Source organism: Bacillus cereus group sp. BfR-BA-01349 (assembly GCF_022663795.1).
In the GTDB taxonomy this organism is placed as follows: Bacteria; Bacillota; Bacilli; order Bacillales; family Bacillaceae_G; genus Bacillus_A; species Bacillus_A cereus.
In genome coordinates this window covers 25,318-41,499 of sequence record NZ_JAKUGE010000049.1, presented here as the reverse complement: position 1 = coordinate 41,499, position 16,182 = coordinate 25,318, and the positions used below count along the sequence as shown (strand labels likewise).

Sequence of the window (16,182 nt, the reverse complement as noted above, 5' to 3'; positions counted from 1 at the left end):
GCTTTTATTTTATCTTTTGAAGAAAATTTAGCCATAAAAAATGCACCTCCAATTGTTAGTTATGTGTCTAACAATTGGGGTGCACTTCACATAGGATGGTCTAGGGAAGGGGACAATTTATGTCAATTTAATTAGGGATGGAAGTTGCTTTAAGACACTGGGGAATGTCTTATAAATTAGGGAGGAACAACTTCGATACATATACTATAAAAGGTAGGTGTGACTCTCATGTGAACATAGGGTGAAAGAGAGAGGGAGTTTTAAATAAAAGGTAGAAAGACAAAAAAATAAGACCATCATTTATAAGATGGTCAAGGAAGGGGACAATTTATGTCAATTTAATTAGGGATGGAAGCTGTTCAAAGACACTGGGGAATGTCTTATAAATTAGGGAGGAACAGCTTCGATACATATACTATAAAAGGTAGATGTGACCTCTGTGTGAACATAGAGTGAAAGAGAGAGGGAGTTTTAAATAAAATGAAAATTTAATGAGTGTTTTTTGTTCATCCCCTGTTGATTATTAGCTTTAACCAATCGGGCGTTTATTGCCCACAAATAGTGGAATAAAAGATAGAGCAAACAAAAAATAAGACCATCATTTATAAGATGGTCAAGGGAAGGGGACAATTTATGTCAATTTAATTAGGGATGGAAGCTATTCAAAGACACTGGGGAATGTCTTATAAATTAGGGAGGAACAGCTTCGATACATATACTATAAAAGGTGGATGTGACCTCTATGTGAACATAGAGTGAAAGATATGGGGATTTGAAAAATAGTACATATGAAATTGTTATTGCTAGCAATATTGAGTTAGGATATAGAGTTTTCCAGCATAAAAACGAAAAGGAATCTGAATATAAATAAAAGTTGTAATCTATGAAAAAAAAGATTATGCTCAACTATATTATGAGAATATAAGGTTTGTCCCAATTATTTAAGGGCTTTTAAAAAGCTTTTTATTTATGAGGGGAAAGTTTCACTTTAATAAGGGAGTTAGTGATATGAACGTAACAAAAAAACAAGGGCTGTATAATCGTCTTATACGATTAAACCCACCACAAATATTAGCATTAGGCTTTTTCTGCTTAATTGTGGTTGGCGGTTTGTAATTAAAATTACCATTCGCAACGAAAGCACATATTAGTTGGGTAGATGCTTTCTTTACAGCAACTTCAGCAGCGACCGTAACTGGTTTGGGAGTAGTGGATACAGCAAGTACATTTACGATGTTTGGCGAAATTGTTATTATGTTTTTAATTCAAACAGGTGGTCTAGGTCTTATGACAATTGCCATTTTAATTGTTTGGGTACTAGGTAAAAAAATCGGATTACGCCATCGTTTATTAATTGGAGAAGCATTTAATCAAACCAATATAGGTGGTCTTGTAAAATTAGTAAAGCGTGTCTTTATATTTTCGATTTGTATTGAACTTATTGGGGTCATTTTTTTATCGTTTCGCTTTATTCCAGAGTTTGGTTTTGGAAAAGGTTTATACTATAGTATTTTTCATGTAATTGCATCTTATAATAATGCAGGATTTGCTTTATGGCCAGATAATTTAACAAGATATGTAGGGGATCCCATTATTAATATTGGGATTTGCTCTTTAATTGTAATCGGAGGACTCGGTTTTACCGTATTAATTGATATATGGTATAGTCGCAGTTTTCGAAAATTATCACTTCACTCAAAAATAATGATTATTGGAACAGTAGTGCTAAATGTTATAGCAATGATTGTAATTTTTGTATTGGAATATAATAATGTGAAGACGTTAGGGAATTTATCTTTAAATGAAAAACTATGGGCTTCCTTCTTTCAAGGTATTACTCCGCGGACAGCTGGATTTAATACGGTTGACTATGGAGGTATGGAAGAATCATCTATATTATTTACGATGATTTTAATGTTTATTGGTGCAGGAAGTGTATCGACAGGTGGAGGAATTAAATTAACGACGTTTGTTATCTTAATTACATCTGTCCTTTCTTTCTTTAGAAAAAAGGAGGAAATTGTTTTATTTCAGCGTACAATTAAAATGTCGACAGTAACGAGGGCATTAGCAATTGCTGTTGCCAGTCAAATACTTATTTTAGCAGCGGTATTCATATTAATGCTTACAGAAAACTTCAGCTTTATTCAATTATTATTTGAGACAATATCAGCGTTTGGCACAGTCGGATTAACGATGGGAATTACTGCACAGCTATCGGCATTCGGAAAATGTATTATTATGTTTGTTATGTTCTGCGGATTAATTGGACCATTAACACTTGTGTTCTCTTTAGCGCGACCAGCAAAACAAAAAATAAAATATCCATCGGAAGATGTGTTTACAGGATAAGGTATCCCGCGTTAAGCGAGATACCTTTTTCTTTTTTAGAACAGGGAGAACAATAGACCAATAAGTGCTACTCGGAATAAAATTGCGATAAGTGCAGCAATTCCACCGACAACTGCAGCGATACCGCCAGTTACAGTAGCTCCGCGATTATAAGCGTAAATACCGAGTAAAACAGAAACAAGACCAAATAGTGTTGGAAATGTAAATAGCGATAAGATAGATAGCGCAAGAGCGATAAAACCAGCAGTTGATCCAGCAGCGGACGATTTTACAACATCTTTATCGTCTTTATCATCGTAATTATAATCAATGCGTTGTGGTGCAACCTCAGCGGCGTACTCTTCTTTATAGTCACTATAATCACTATCTATTCTATCTCTTCTTTTATAATCATCAAATTTCTCAGTCAAAATCATGACTCCTTTCATAACAAGGTTCAATAGTAGTATGTATCTCTTTTTCTTTTTTATCCCGCTATTTGTGGGAGTCGAGCTACGTACACATCCCACTGATTAAAGTTTCACTATACCGGAGCATGTACAGGGAGTAGTATCTTTTAAAAGAAGGAAAATGTTTTTTTGAAATAGGAAAAGTTAGTATGACTTCCTCTATTTTGGAAAATATAAAAAGGAATAATGAGGAAAGGGTGCAATACATAATGGAACATCCAATTGAAAATTTAATGAAAACGGCAATGACAAATTTAAAAGAGATGGTAGATGTAAATACAATTGTTGGGAGCCCGGTTTCAACAGCTGACGGAAATGTAGTATTAACAGTATCTCAAGTGGCTTTTGGTTTTGGAGCTGGTGGAAGTAATTTTAAAGGGGATTTCATTGCTGAAAAACATAACGGTGGGCAAAATCAGCATAAAGAGAACAAACAAGGGCATCCATTTGGAGGAGGAAGCGGGGCTGGGGTTTCCATTAGTCCAGTAGCTTTTTTAGTAGTTGGTTCTAATGGGGTGCAAGTATTACATCTCAACAGCAGTACACATTTAATTGAAAAGGCTTTAAATACTGTACCAAGCACTGTAGATAAATTTGTGAATGGTCGTCAAAAGTGAACTTGCATTTTTTAGGAATTATGATATATTAGAAAAAGTGCGCTTTAGGATGATCGGAATAATTGAAATGTAAATATATATGATGTGTGGAATAAGGGAGAGGAATTTATGATTAATATCAAAAACTTAGTAGTTGGCTTATTTATGTTAGTAAGCGGCTTTGTTGTATATGTAATAAAAGAAAAAGCTCCATTCTAAAACAGACAAACCGTTAATGTCTGTTTTTAATTTACCGAAAAAAATTGACAAGTTATTGTATTGGTGTTATAATTTTAATTCGTGTCTCGGTTACAGCTAGTGTAAAGTAAATATCTCTTATGAATGCAATACGAAAAGTTTGCGAAAGATCGGGTAATTTTATCAACAACTTTTGTGAACAAACCCTATAAATTGTATTTGTAAGCTATATATGTATACTAGTGAATCAAGGAGCGGTCAGTGGAACCGTAATGATGAGAGAGAGGTAGGGCTTTCATCCAGTATATGTTACTTTCCCGTTAGGTGAATATAAAAAAGAGGACTCCTTTTAAAAGGAGTCCTCTTTCATTTTTTAAGTGCGACTTTCAACTTGTTGACAAATTTCATCCGTTGTTAAACCGTGAGCTGTAATGACTGATCCTTTAATTGATGTATCTGCAATGCCCATCACATTAGAATCTTGCCCAGTTACAACGCAACAATCACACCCTTGTGCATCCTGTTCTGAGTTAAGTGTAACAACTTCATGACCTTGTTGTTGAAGAGCTTGTTGAACGTCTGTTAATGAGTTTTCAACGCCAATTCTAGCCATAATTCTCACCTCCTACCATCTAATTGCTAGTATGCTCAAGTTCACTGCATATATTTATGAAAAGACGGTAGGAAGTAAATCTTTGTTTAGTCGTTATATACGCCAGTAAGCATTTGACTAACGAATTGATCGTTTAATGTATCTTGTGCTGAAGAAGTATTTGAATGGATGTCGATTGAAGCAATAAAATGATTATGTTCTTTCGTATTTGGTTCTACCTCTACGTAATTATCGAATTTACAAAAACCTTTCGTATCCATTAGATCAAATAATTGCAGCATTTCTACTACCTCTTGTCTCGTTCCTTTAATTTGTACACACGCCATATTTATTTCCTCCTTTATTTTGACAAATTGTTTTTTAAAAATAGGATTATGATTACGAAATGAAAAATATGAATGTTATTTTTAGACAGCGCTATTTTTGTTATTTCCCCCCTTTTTCAGCAAAAGTCGTTATATATTCCCAGATTTATAAAATCGGACGTCCGTTTATTGAATACAATAGATTCGTATCAATTGATGAAAATCCTTCTTTTAAACAAATATTTTTTTAGTGGAAATTAGCGAAAAAAATTTTTGGTTTTTTTGTAAACGTTAACAATGTTGTTAAATCAGTATAAGCAAAGAAGTACGTACGATTAAAAATTATAAATTTTCTAAAAATTCTCTTGATTTATTTAGAAAGGAGAGTAAACTAGGAAACAATAAAAAATTCATAGAACATAGGAGGCGCTTCTAGTGAATGAGCAATGGATTTTCTTAAATGGAGAATTTGTTCCAAAAGATGAGGCAAAAGTTTCAGTATATGATCATGGCTATTTATATGGCGATGGAGTGTTTGAAGGAATTAGAGTTTATAGCGGTAATGTTTTCCGTTTGAGAGAGCATCTTGTCCGGCTGTATGAATCAGCAAAATCAATCCTTTTAGAAATTCCATATTCATTAGATGAAGTAACAAATATTGTTGTTGAGACGATTCGACAAAATAAATTATCTAATGGATACATTCGCCTTGTTGTATCAAGAGGAGCAGGAAATCTTGGATTGGATCCCGATTCATGTAAGAAGCCGAATGTAGTAGTAATTGCAGAACAATTATCTTTATTCCCGCAAGAATATTATGAGAAAGGGATTCCAGTTGTAACAGTTGCAACGCGCCGAAATCGTCCCGATGTTTTATCCCCTCAAGTAAAATCTTTAAATTACTTAAACAATATTTTAGTTCGTATTGAAGCGAAATTAGCTGGAGTACAAGAAGCACTTATGTTAAATGATCAAGGATATGTAGCTGAAGGATCAGGAGATAACGTGTTTATTGTTAAAGGAAATAAATTAATTACACCACCAAGTTCTGCTGGAGCGTTAGAAGGTATTACACGAAACGCTATTTTAGAAATCGGCGAAAAACTTGGGTATGACGTAAGAGAAGAGTTATTTACAAGACATGATGTATATGTAGCTGATGAAGTGATTGCTGTTACGACAGTAGATGGTAGAACGATTGGCTTAGGGCAAACAGGTCCACATACGAACCGTTTATTAGAAGAGTTTCGTAAGTTAGTTGTAGAAGATGGAGAGAAAATTTACGAAGAAAATAAAGTTGGATAACAACTTTTTTAACATAAGAAAGCGTTGATAGGGAGGAGTAGTTGATTGTGAAGCCTCACAGAGAGTCGGTGGTTGCTGAAAACCGATGGTTCACGTCGACGAACATCGCCCTTGAGTGCTAAGCTAAAGCATTTGTCTAGGCTTAGACGGTAGCTCCGTTATTAGCTAGATCCATTTATGGATCACTGAGGCAAGAGTATTCTTGCGAAGAAGGGTGGTACCGCGAAATCTTTCGTCCCTTCAGCACATAGCTGGAGTGTGGACGTAGGATTTTTTTATTGTATAAAAGTTTGAAAAAGGGGGCTTATAAGAACAATGTCTTCAAAAACGGAAGAGAAACTGGCAACTGGTGCACAGCTATTGTTAGAAGCGCTAGAAAAGGAAGGGGTAGAAGTGATTTTCGGTTATCCGGGTGGTGCCGTTTTACCTCTCTATGATGCATTGTATGATTGTGAAATTCCGCATATTTTAACAAGGCATGAGCAAGGGGCAATTCACGCTGCTGAAGGATATGCCAGAATTACAGGGCATCCAGGGGTTGTAATTGCAACGAGTGGACCAGGTGCTACAAATGTAATTACGGGTCTAGCTGATGCAATGATTGATTCATTGCCACTTGTAGTATTTACAGGCCAAGTAGCAACAACGTTAATTGGGAGCGATGCTTTTCAAGAGGCAGATATTATGGGACTTACGATGCCAGTGACAAAACATAACTATCAAGTGCGAAAGGCCTCAGATTTACCTCGAATTATTAAAGAAGCATTTCATATTGCTAAAACAGGAAGACCAGGACCAGTCGTTATTGACCTTCCGAAAGATATGGTAGTCGAGAAAGGTGAGCGATGTAGCAATGTACAAATGGATTTACCAGGATATAACCCTAATTATGAACCGAATCTACTTCAAATAAACAAATTACTCAAAGTAATTGAAACCGCAAAAAAACCGTTAATTTTAGCTGGAGCGGGTATATTGCATGCGAAAGCTTCGAAAGAATTGACAAGTTTTGCTCGTAAATATGAAATTCCTGTTGTGCATACATTACTTGGTCTCGGTGGCTTTCCACCAGATGATGAACTATTTTTAGGAATGGGAGGAATGCACGGTTCTTATACAGCCAATATGGCGTTATATGAATGTGACTTACTCATTAATGTAGGTGCGAGATTTGATGATCGGCTTACAGGGAATTTAGCTTATTTTGCTAAAGGGGCTACTGTTGCACATATCGATATCGATCCAGCAGAAATCGGGAAAAATGTGCCGACTGAAATTCCTATTGTTGCAAGTGCTAAGCGGGCATTGGAAGTATTACTTGAACCAGAAGGGGGAAAAGAAAATCATCATGAATGGATCACTTTATTAAAGGGGAGAAAAGAACAATATCCATTCTCTTATAAAAGAAACTCTGAAAGTATTAAGCCTCAATACGCAATTGATATGTTATATGAAATTACGAAGGGAGAAGCGATTGTAACAACAGACGTTGGGCAACATCAAATGTGGGCAGCGCAATATTATCCGCTGAAAAATCCAGATAAATGGGTAACTTCTGGTGGATTAGGAACGATGGGGTTCGGATTTCCAGCAGCAATCGGTGCGCAAATTGCAAAGCCTGAGGAACTAGTTATTGCAATTGTCGGTGACGCCGGATTTCAAATGACCTTGCAAGAATTAAGTGTGTTAAAAGAACACTCGTTGCCTGTTAAAGTATTTATCTTAAATAATGAAGCTTTAGGAATGGTAAGACAATGGCAAGATGAATTTTATAATCAAAGATACTCGCACTCTTTATTGTCGTGTCAACCAGATTTCGTCGCTCTTGCGAATGCGTATGGCATAAAAGGAGTTCGCATAGAGGATCCACTTCTTGCAAAGAAGCAAATACAGCAGTCGATTGAATTACAAGGACCAGTCGTAATTGATTGCCGTGTACTTCAATCAGAAAAGGTAATGCCGATGGTTGCGCCAGGGAAAGGTGTTCACCAAATGGAGGGAGTGGAAAAAAGGTGAAGAGAATTGTTACAGCGACAGTTCGAAATCAAAGTGGTGTGTTAAACCGAATTACAGGGGTTATGACACGAAGACATTTTAATATTGAAAGTATTTCAGTAGGTCATACGGAATCATCGGACATATCGCGGATGACGATTGTTGTACACGTTGAAAATGAACAGCAAGTGGAGCAGTTAATTAAACAACTTCATAAGCAAATTGATGTTCTGAAAGTATCAGATATTACAGAAGAAGCGATGATTGCTAGAGAACTTGCACTTATTAAAGTAGCAACATCAGTAGCAAGAGCAGAATTATATAGTTTAATTGAACCGTTTCGAGCCGCTGTAATAGATGTTGGGAAGGATTCCATAGTTGTGCAAGTAACAGGTACGCAAGATAAAGTAGAAGCGTTAATCGAATTACTTCGTCCATACGGTCTGAAAGAAATTGCTAGAACAGGTGTAACAGCATTTACGCGTAGTATGAAAAAACAAGATAAGCAAGTTATGTTAATTCAATAATCATTTAAATATAGGGGGAAATGAAAATGACAAAAGTTTATTATGAGAAAGATGTAACGGTAAATGTATTAAAAGAAAAGAAAGTAGCAATCATTGGATATGGTTCGCAAGGTCATGCGCATGCGCAAAACTTACGTGATAACGGATTTGATGTAGTAGTAGGTTTAAGAAAAGGTAAGTCTTGGGATAAAGCGAATGAAGATGGATTTTCTGTATATACAGTAGCAGAAGCAGCGGAAAAAGCTGATGTAGTAATGATTCTACTGCCTGATGAATTACAACCAGAAGTATATGAAGCTGAAATTGCACCAAATTTACAGGCTGGAAACTCTCTCGTGTTCGCACATGGATTTAATGTTCACTTTGGTCAAGTAAAACCACCAGCTAATGCAGATGTATTTCTAGTAGCCCCAAAAGGACCGGGGCATCTCGTACGCCGTACGTTCGTCGAGGGCGGAGCTGTTCCTGCATTATTTGCAGTATACCAAGATGCAGCAGGAGTTGCGACTGAAAAGGCAATTTCTTATGCTGATGGGATTGGAGCGACGAGAGCTGGTGTATTAGAAACGACATTTAAAGAAGAAACAGAAACAGATTTATTTGGAGAGCAAGCTGTGCTTTGCGGCGGAGTAACTGCGCTAGTAAAAGCTGGGTTTGAAACGTTAGTTGATGCGGGATATCAGCCTGAACTTGCATATTTTGAATGTTTACATGAACTGAAGCTAATCGTTGACCTTATGTACGAAGGTGGACTTGAAAATATGAGATATTCAGTTTCTGATACAGCGCAGTGGGGAGACTTCGTATCAGGACCACGCGTTGTTACTGAAGATACGAAGAAAGCGATGGGGGCAGTATTAGCAGAAATTCAAGATGGTACATTTGCAAGAGGATGGATTGCAGAACATAAAGCAGGAAGACCAAATTTCCATGCGACAAATGAGAAAGAGAATAAACATGAAATCGAAGTAGTTGGACGTAAATTACGTGAAATGATGCCTTTCGTACAGCCGCGAGTAAAGGTAGGGGTTAAATAATATGAAGCAGGTTTTGTTCATGGATACAACGCTTCGTGATGGCGAACAATCACCAGGAGTAAATTTAAATGAACAAGAGAAATTACAAATTGCTAGGCAATTAGAGAGGCTTGGTATTCATGTAATGGAAGCTGGATTCGCGGCAGCTTCCGAAGGCGACTTCCAATCGGTAAAACGTATTGCGAATACAATTCAAAATGCTACGGTTATGAGTTTAGCTAGAGCGAAAGAAAGTGACATTCGAAGAGCATATGAAGCTGTGAAAGGTGCTGTATCCCCTCGTCTACACGTATTTCTAGCTACGAGTGATATTCATATGAAATATAAACTTTGTATGTCAAAAGAAGATGTGTTAAATAGTATTCATCGCTCGGTTACGCTTGGAAAATCATTATTTCCGACAGTACAATTTTCTGCAGAAGATGCGACAAGAACATCGAGAGCATTTTTAGCTGAAGCAGTAGAAATTGCGATTCGAGCAGGAGCGAATGTAATTAATATTCCGGATACAGTTGGATATACGAATCCGGAAGAGTATTATTCTCTTTTTAAATACTTACAAGAATCCGTTCCTTCATATGAAAAAGCAATTTTCTCTTGTCATTGTCATGATGATCTTGGGATGGCAGTAGCAAATTCATTAGCTGCGGTTGAAGGCGGAGCGTTGCAAGTAGAAGGAACAATTAATGGAATTGGAGAAAGAGCAGGTAATGCGGCGCTAGAAGAGGTCGCAGTTGCTCTTCATATTAGAAAAGATTTCTATAAGGCGGAGTCTTCTATGATGCTAAAAGAAATTAAAACGACGAGTACATTAGTAAGCAGATTAACAGGTATGGTTGTACCGAAAAATAAAGCGATCGTTGGAGCGAATGCTTTTGCTCATGAATCCGGAATTCATCAAGATGGTGTTTTAAAAGAAGTGACAACATATGAAATTATTGAACCAGCGCTAATAGGCGAATCTCAAAATCTATTCGTACTTGGAAAACATTCTGGACGTCACGCGTTTACAGAAAAAATGAAAGAGCTTGGCTATGAATTTACAAAGGAAGAACGAGATGCGGTGTTTGAAGCGTTCAAAAAATTAGCTGATCGTAAGAAGGAAATTACTGAGGAAGATTTACGTGCGCTTATGCTTGGTGAAGCAGCATTTGCAGCTCAGCAATATAACATTACGCAACTACAAGTTCATTTCGTATCAAATAGTACACAATGCGCGACAGTTGTACTAAAAGACGAAGAAGGAAATGCATACGAAGATGCAGCCACTGGTTCTGGTAGTATTGAGGCGATCTATAATGCAATCCAAAGAATTTTAGGATTAGAATGTGAATTGGTGGATTATCGCATACAATCTATTACACAAGGTCAAGACGCACTGGCTCATGTTCATGTTGAATTAAAAGAAGGAACGCATCAAGTATCAGGTTTTGGTGTTGCGCAAGATGTATTGGAAGCGTCGGCAAGAGCATATGTCCATGCAGCAGGGAAATTAAAATCTCTTATAGCGCTTGTGAAATAAATATTTGATAGGTGAGAGAAGCTTTCCTCACCTATCAAATTAAAGTTCTGAAAATTCGGTTAAAAGGAGTGTTAAAAATGGAAAAACGTATCGTTTGTTTAGCTGGTGATGGTGTTGGTCCAGAAGTAATGGAAAGTGCGAAGGAAGTATTGCATATGGTAGAAAGGCTATATGGACATCATTTTCATTTGCAAGATGAGTACTTTGGTGGTGTTGCTATCGATTTAACTGGGCAACCATTACCACAGCGAACACTTGCCGCCTGTTTAGCGAGTGATGCGGTTTTACTTGGAGCAGTAGGTGGACCAAGGTGGGATAGTGCGAAAGAAAGGCCTGAGAAAGGATTATTAGCATTAAGAAAAGGACTCGGTGTATTTGCGAATGTTCGCCCTGTAACGGTAGAAAGTGCAACTGCACATTTATCACCATTAAAAAACGCTGATGAAATTGATTTCGTTGTCGTTCGTGAATTAACAGGCGGAATTTATTTTTCTTATCCGAAAGAGCGAACGGAAGAAGTGGCGACAGATACACTTACGTATCATCGCCATGAAATTGAACGTATCGTTTCGTATGCTTTTCAATTAGCGAATAAGCGGAAGAAAAAAGTAACATCTATTGATAAAGCGAATGTTTTAGAGTCTAGTAAATTATGGAGAACTGTGACAGAAGAAGTAGCAATTCGCTACCCAAATGTGGAAGTAGAACACATTTTAGTAGATGCAGCAGCTATGGAATTAATTCGGAATCCAGGAAGATTTGACGTTATTGTAACGGAAAATTTATTTGGTGATATTTTAAGTGATGAGGCTTCAGTATTAGCTGGATCATTAGGAATGCTTCCATCAGCAAGTCACGCTGAAAAGGGACCTTCATTATACGAGCCTATTCACGGATCAGCACCGGATATTGCGGGGAAAAATAAGGCGAATCCAATTGCGATGATGCGTTCTGTTGCAATGATGCTTGGGCAATCGTTCGGATTAACGAGAGAAGGATATGCAATTGAAGAAGCAGTTTCTGCAGTCCTTAAATCAGGAAAATGTACAGCAGATATCGGGGGGACTGAAACGACAACTTCATTTACAAAGGCAGTTATTCAAGAAATGGAAGAGCAAGCGTTAGTAGGGAGAGGAAGATAATGGGGAAAAGGTTACTAGATAAGATTTGGGAAAGACATGTAGTTGCGACTAATGAAAATGGATTGGATTTATTATATATCGATCTACATCTTGTTCATGAAGTAACGTCACCGCAAGCCTTTGAAGGCTTGCGGCTTACAAATCGAACAGTCCGCAGACCAGATTTAACATTTGCAACGATGAATCATAATATTCCAACGAAAGATGTTTGGAATATTACCGACCGCATTGCGAAGCAGCAACTAGATACACTTCGGGAAAACTGTAAACAATTTCAGGTGCCATTAGCGGATATCGGAGATGAAGAGCAAGGGATCGTTCATGTAATAGGACCAGAACTTGGGCTTACGCAGCCAGGAAAAACGATTGTTTGTGGTGATAGTCATACAGCAACACACGGTGCTTTTGGCGCACTAGCGTTTGGTATTGGTACGAGTGAAGTGGAACATGTATTGGCAACGCAAACGTTATGGCAACGAAAGCCGAAAGCGATGGGCATTGAGTTAAAAGGAAAGTTACCGCAAGGTGTTTATGCGAAAGATATTATTTTACACCTTCTTTCAAAGTACGGAGTAGCAGTTGGAACAGGTTACGTAATGGAATTTTACGGAGAGGCCATTCATGCTATGGATATGGAAGAGAGGATGACGCTTTGCAATATGGCAATTGAAGGGGGAGCAAAGGCTGGCATTATTGCACCAGATGAAAAAACGGTTACTTACGTAAAAGGGCGTAAATATGCACCGAAAGACTATGAATCTATTAAGAAAAAATGGTCAGAACTTTATACAGATTTAGATGCAGTTTATGATTTACATATTCTAGTAGATGTTACGGATTTAGCGCCGTACGTTACGTGGGGAACAAATCCTAGTATGGGCGTTCGGATTGATGAGAAATTGCCAGAAAAGCATGATGCAAATGACGAAAGAGCGTTTTCTTATATGGGATTGAGTCCCGGACAAAGTACGTATGACATTCCAGTTCAACATGTTTTCATTGGATCTTGTACAAATTCCAGGCTTTCTGACTTAGAAATTGCTGCATCTGTCGTGAAAGGTAAAAAAGTAAAAGAAGGTGTGCGAGCACTTGTTGTACCTGGATCTCAAAGGGTAAGAGAAGCAGCGATGCATAAAGGGTTACATCGCATATTTGAAGAAGCTGGATTTGAATGGAGAGAGCCCGGATGCTCAATGTGTCTAGGTATGAATCCAGATCAAGTGCCTGAAGGGGAACATTGTGCCTCTACGTCAAATCGCAATTTTGAAGGAAGACAAGGAAAGGGAGCACGAACGCATTTAGTTAGCCCGGCAATGGCGGCAGCGGCTGCGTTATATGGTCATTTTGTTGATATTAGAAAGGAGAGTTATGATGGAGCCATTTCGTATTCATAAAGGTACGGCCGCAGTACTGATGAATGATAACATTGATACAGATCAAATTATTCCGAAGCAATATTTAAAGAGAATTGAAAGAACTGGGTTTGGGAAGTTTTTATTTGATGAATGGCGATATGATAATAATCGCCAAGAAAACCCTAATTTCCCGCTTAATGCACAAGAAAGAAAAGGAGCCAGCATATTAATTACAGGTGATAATTTTGGATGTGGCTCATCTAGAGAACATGCTCCATGGGCACTTGCTGATTATGGTTTCCGCGTTATTATCGCTGGAGGATTTGCCGATATCTTTTATATGAATTGTATGAAAAATGGCATGTTACCGATTGTAATGGATAAAGATATGCGTGAACAACTTGCTAAAACAGATGCGGGGGAACAAATTACAGTTGATTTAGAAAATGAAATAATGACAACGAATACGCATAGATTCCATTTTACAATCGAGAAAATGTGGAAAGAGAAGTTATTAAATGGTTTAGATGAAATTAGTATTACAATGCAATATGAACAAGAAATAAAAGAGTATGAAAGAAAAGTGGCTTTACATTAAAAAAATGACGGAATATTAAAAATGTATTTACATTCAAAATTAACTGTTATATACTATGTGAAAATCAGAGGAGAAAGGGAGTAAGTATTATGAATATCGTGCAATCTATTACAATGCTTACACAACTACATCATCATACATGAAACCCTTGAACCTAGCGTGAAAACGTGTAGGTACAAGGGTTATTCCCGTTGTACCTACACTCTACTGAAGAGCCTTGTAGGTATTTTGTCTACAAGGCTCTTTTTATTTTCGGCTTAGGGGAATGAAATAGGTATACATTAGAAGGGGAAAGGTGTGAAAATTTAGATGACAAAATGGAAACGAGCAAACCCGAATGGAACGAGAGATTATTTATTCGAAGAATGTACGTTAATTGAAGAAGTAGAACAAAAACTAAGACTTACTTTTTTAGAGAGAGGTTATGAGGAAATAAGAACACCTACAATTGAATTTTATGATGTTTTTGCATTTCAAAATAGACCGATAGATGAAGAGAAGATGTATAAATTTTTTGATGAAAAGGGAAGGATTATCGTTTTACGTCCAGATATGACAATTCCTTTAGCGAGAGTTATTGGAACACAGAGACGGGATACGCCACTTAAAGTGACGTATAGCGGGAATGTATTTCGAGCGAATGAATCCCATTCTGGAAAATATAATGAAATCGTACAAAGTGGTATTGAAGTTATCGGGATTGATAATGTAAGAGCTGAAATTGAATGTGTAATAAGTGTCATTCAAGCACTTCAAAAGTTGAAGGTGCAATCTTTTACAATTGAGATTGGGCAAGTACAGTTATATAAATGTATTGTAAAAAAACTCTCCATCCATGATGAAGAAGAAAGGGTACTTAGAACATATATAGAAAGTAAAAATTATGCTGCCCTCTCAAATTTTATCGGAGAAAAGAAATTAGATCGATGCGATGAGACAGTAAGGTTACTTGAGAAATTGCCAAGGCTATTTGGAAATTTAGAAGTTATTGAGGAGGCAGAAAAGCTTGCTTCAAGTAATGAAATGAAAATGGCAATTGCAAGAATAAAAGAAATGTATGAAACAATTGAAACGTTAGGATATGGTTCTTACATATCAATTGATTTGGGCATGATTCAACACTTAGATTACTATACGGGTGTTATTTTCAAAGGATATATATGAAATTGGAGAAGAAATCGTTAGTGGCGGAAGATACGATGAGCTAATTGGCAATTTTGGAGAAATGCTGCCAGCTGTTGGCCTCGCGGTACAAGTAAATCAAATTGTGAAGGCGCTGCAAGAGCAGCAAGAACCATATGAACGAAATCAAATTGATATTGTGATTCATTATGAGTTAAATACAATAGCGGAAGCAGAAAGGCTACGAAATTTACTTCGAAAGGATGGAAAAAATGCTTGGTTATCTCTATTCTCTAATTTAAGCGATACCTTTCAATTCGCAAGAAAAAATAAAATAGGAACAGTCGTTGAGGCAAAGAATGAATACTTAGTGGAATATGTATGGAATGAGAAATGGGTAGTCCAGAAAGAAGGAGAGGCTTCATGCGTAACATTCAAATTGCGTTAACGAAAGGAAGATTAGAAAAACATGTCATTCCACTTTTTGAGCAGATTGGAATTGATTGTTCCGAGCTCAAAAATAAAGGTCGGAAGCTTGTATTTCAAAGTAAAAATACAAATATTTCATTTATTTTAGTAAAAGCGGTTGATGTTGCTACTTATGTAGAACATGGGGTAGCTGATATTGGCATCGTTGGAAAAGATATTTTAATGGAAAACGAGAAAGATATTTATGAAATGCTGGATTTAGGAGTGGGGATTTGTAAGTTTTGTGTGGCATCTATTCCTACGTATAATCCGAAGAGTTACCGGAAGAAAAGAATTGCTACGAAATACCCGCATATTACTTCTACTTATTTTCATGATAAGGGAGAGGATGTAGAAATTATTAAAATAGAAGGTTCTGTAGAAATCGCTCCTCTTCTTGGATTGGCGGATGCAATTGTAGATATTGTTGAAACAGGAAAAACATTACAAGAGAATGGACTCATTGTATTTGAGGAAATGCACTCTATATCGGCTCGGATGATTGTGAATAAGGCAGCTTTAAAAACTAAAAAAGACGAAATATTCAGTATTGTAAATATGATGGAGCAAGAAATCTTATCAGGGAAATAGGAGGATT

14 protein-coding genes, 2 pseudogenes and 1 other annotated feature are annotated in these 16,182 nt (G+C 37.0%); of the genes and pseudogenes, 13 read left to right on the top strand and 3 right to left on the bottom strand.

The window, feature by feature from the left end; all coding sequences use genetic code 11:
• Window positions 1–1,008 precede the first annotated feature (1,008 nt).
• A pseudogene (locus MR169_RS22270) lies at window positions 1,009–2,352 on the top strand (TrkH family potassium uptake protein).
• 35 nt (window positions 2,353–2,387) lie between these two features.
• Here MR169_RS22270 and MR169_RS22265 read toward each other — a convergent pair.
• A complete protein-coding gene (locus MR169_RS22265; protein ID WP_000136550.1) occupies window positions 2,388–2,762 on the bottom strand; it encodes a hypothetical protein in 375 nt (124 codons plus the stop codon).
• 188 nt (window positions 2,763–2,950) lie between these two features.
• Between MR169_RS22265 and ytfJ the strand changes: the two genes are divergently transcribed.
• On the top strand, window positions 2,951–3,418 hold the full coding sequence (gene ytfJ, locus MR169_RS22260) for a GerW family sporulation protein (protein ID WP_242320046.1): 468 nt from the start codon (window positions 2,951–2,953) through the stop codon (window positions 3,416–3,418).
• A 108-nt stretch (window positions 3,419–3,526) separates the two neighbouring features.
• Window positions 3,527–3,616, top strand: coding sequence for a hypothetical protein (locus MR169_RS22255; protein ID WP_000608227.1), 90 nt, complete (start codon window positions 3,527–3,529; stop codon window positions 3,614–3,616).
• Between the two features lie 352 nt (window positions 3,617–3,968).
• Here MR169_RS22255 and MR169_RS22250 read toward each other — a convergent pair whose 3' ends face one another.
• A complete protein-coding gene (locus tag MR169_RS22250) occupies window positions 3,969–4,208 on the bottom strand; it encodes a YkuS family protein (RefSeq protein WP_000101022.1) in 240 nt (79 codons plus the stop codon).
• Window positions 4,209–4,294: 86 nt separating this feature from the next.
• Window positions 4,295–4,534, bottom strand: coding sequence for a DUF3911 family protein (locus MR169_RS22245; protein WP_000752512.1), 240 nt, complete (start codon window positions 4,532–4,534; stop codon window positions 4,295–4,297).
• Between the two features lie 414 nt (window positions 4,535–4,948).
• Between MR169_RS22245 and ilvE the strand changes: the two genes are divergently transcribed.
• The 10 genes and pseudogenes from ilvE (at window position 4,949) to hisG (ending at window position 16,175) form a co-directional block, all read left to right on the top strand.
• Window positions 4,949–5,818 carry a branched-chain-amino-acid transaminase gene (gene ilvE, locus MR169_RS22240; RefSeq protein ID WP_242320045.1) on the top strand — a complete coding sequence of 290 codons (870 nt, stop codon included), beginning with the start codon at window positions 4,949–4,951 and terminating at the stop codon, window positions 5,816–5,818.
• A gap of 15 nt (window positions 5,819–5,833) precedes the next feature.
• Window positions 5,834–6,061 (top strand) — a binding site (T-box leader).
• A 72-nt stretch (window positions 6,062–6,133) separates the two neighbouring features.
• Window positions 6,134–7,834, top strand: a complete 1,701-nt coding sequence (gene ilvB, locus MR169_RS22235; protein WP_242320044.1) for an acetolactate synthase large subunit — start codon at window positions 6,134–6,136, stop codon at window positions 7,832–7,834.
• Window positions 7,831–8,340 carry an acetolactate synthase small subunit gene (gene ilvN, locus MR169_RS22230; RefSeq protein WP_000822946.1) on the top strand — a complete coding sequence of 170 codons (510 nt, stop codon included), beginning with the start codon at window positions 7,831–7,833 and terminating at the stop codon, window positions 8,338–8,340. Before ilvB ends, ilvN begins: the two co-directional genes overlap by 4 nt.
• A 20-nt stretch (window positions 8,341–8,360) precedes the next feature.
• Entirely contained in the window at window positions 8,361–9,377 is a 1,017-nt protein-coding gene (gene ilvC / locus MR169_RS22225) for a ketol-acid reductoisomerase (RefSeq protein WP_242320043.1), read from the top strand.
• A gap of 1 nt (window position 9,378) precedes the next feature.
• Entirely contained in the window at window positions 9,379–10,899 is a 1,521-nt protein-coding gene (leuA, locus tag MR169_RS22220) for a 2-isopropylmalate synthase (protein ID WP_000815754.1), read from the top strand.
• 77 nt (window positions 10,900–10,976) lie between these two features.
• Entirely contained in the window at window positions 10,977–12,041 is a 1,065-nt protein-coding gene (gene leuB / locus MR169_RS22215; RefSeq protein ID WP_000415380.1) for a 3-isopropylmalate dehydrogenase, read from the top strand.
• Window positions 12,041–13,435 (top strand): 3-isopropylmalate dehydratase large subunit, encoded by a 1,395-nt coding sequence (gene leuC / locus MR169_RS22210; protein WP_242320042.1) that lies wholly within the window; start codon window positions 12,041–12,043, stop codon window positions 13,433–13,435. The genes leuB and leuC overlap by 1 nt, the downstream gene beginning before the upstream one ends.
• Complete coding sequence (leuD, locus tag MR169_RS22205) at window positions 13,413–13,994, top strand: 3-isopropylmalate dehydratase small subunit (RefSeq protein WP_000433183.1); 582 nt, start codon at window positions 13,413–13,415, stop codon at window positions 13,992–13,994. The genes leuC and leuD overlap by 23 nt, the downstream gene beginning before the upstream one ends.
• A gap of 309 nt (window positions 13,995–14,303) precedes the next feature.
• Window positions 14,304–15,564 (top strand): annotated as a pseudogene (locus MR169_RS22200) (ATP phosphoribosyltransferase regulatory subunit).
• Window positions 15,540–16,175 carry an ATP phosphoribosyltransferase gene (gene hisG / locus MR169_RS22195; RefSeq protein WP_001244486.1) on the top strand — a complete coding sequence of 212 codons (636 nt, stop codon included), beginning with the start codon at window positions 15,540–15,542 and terminating at the stop codon, window positions 16,173–16,175. The pseudogene MR169_RS22200 and the gene hisG overlap by 25 nt, the downstream one beginning before the upstream one ends.
• Window positions 16,176–16,182: the final 7 nt, after the last annotated feature.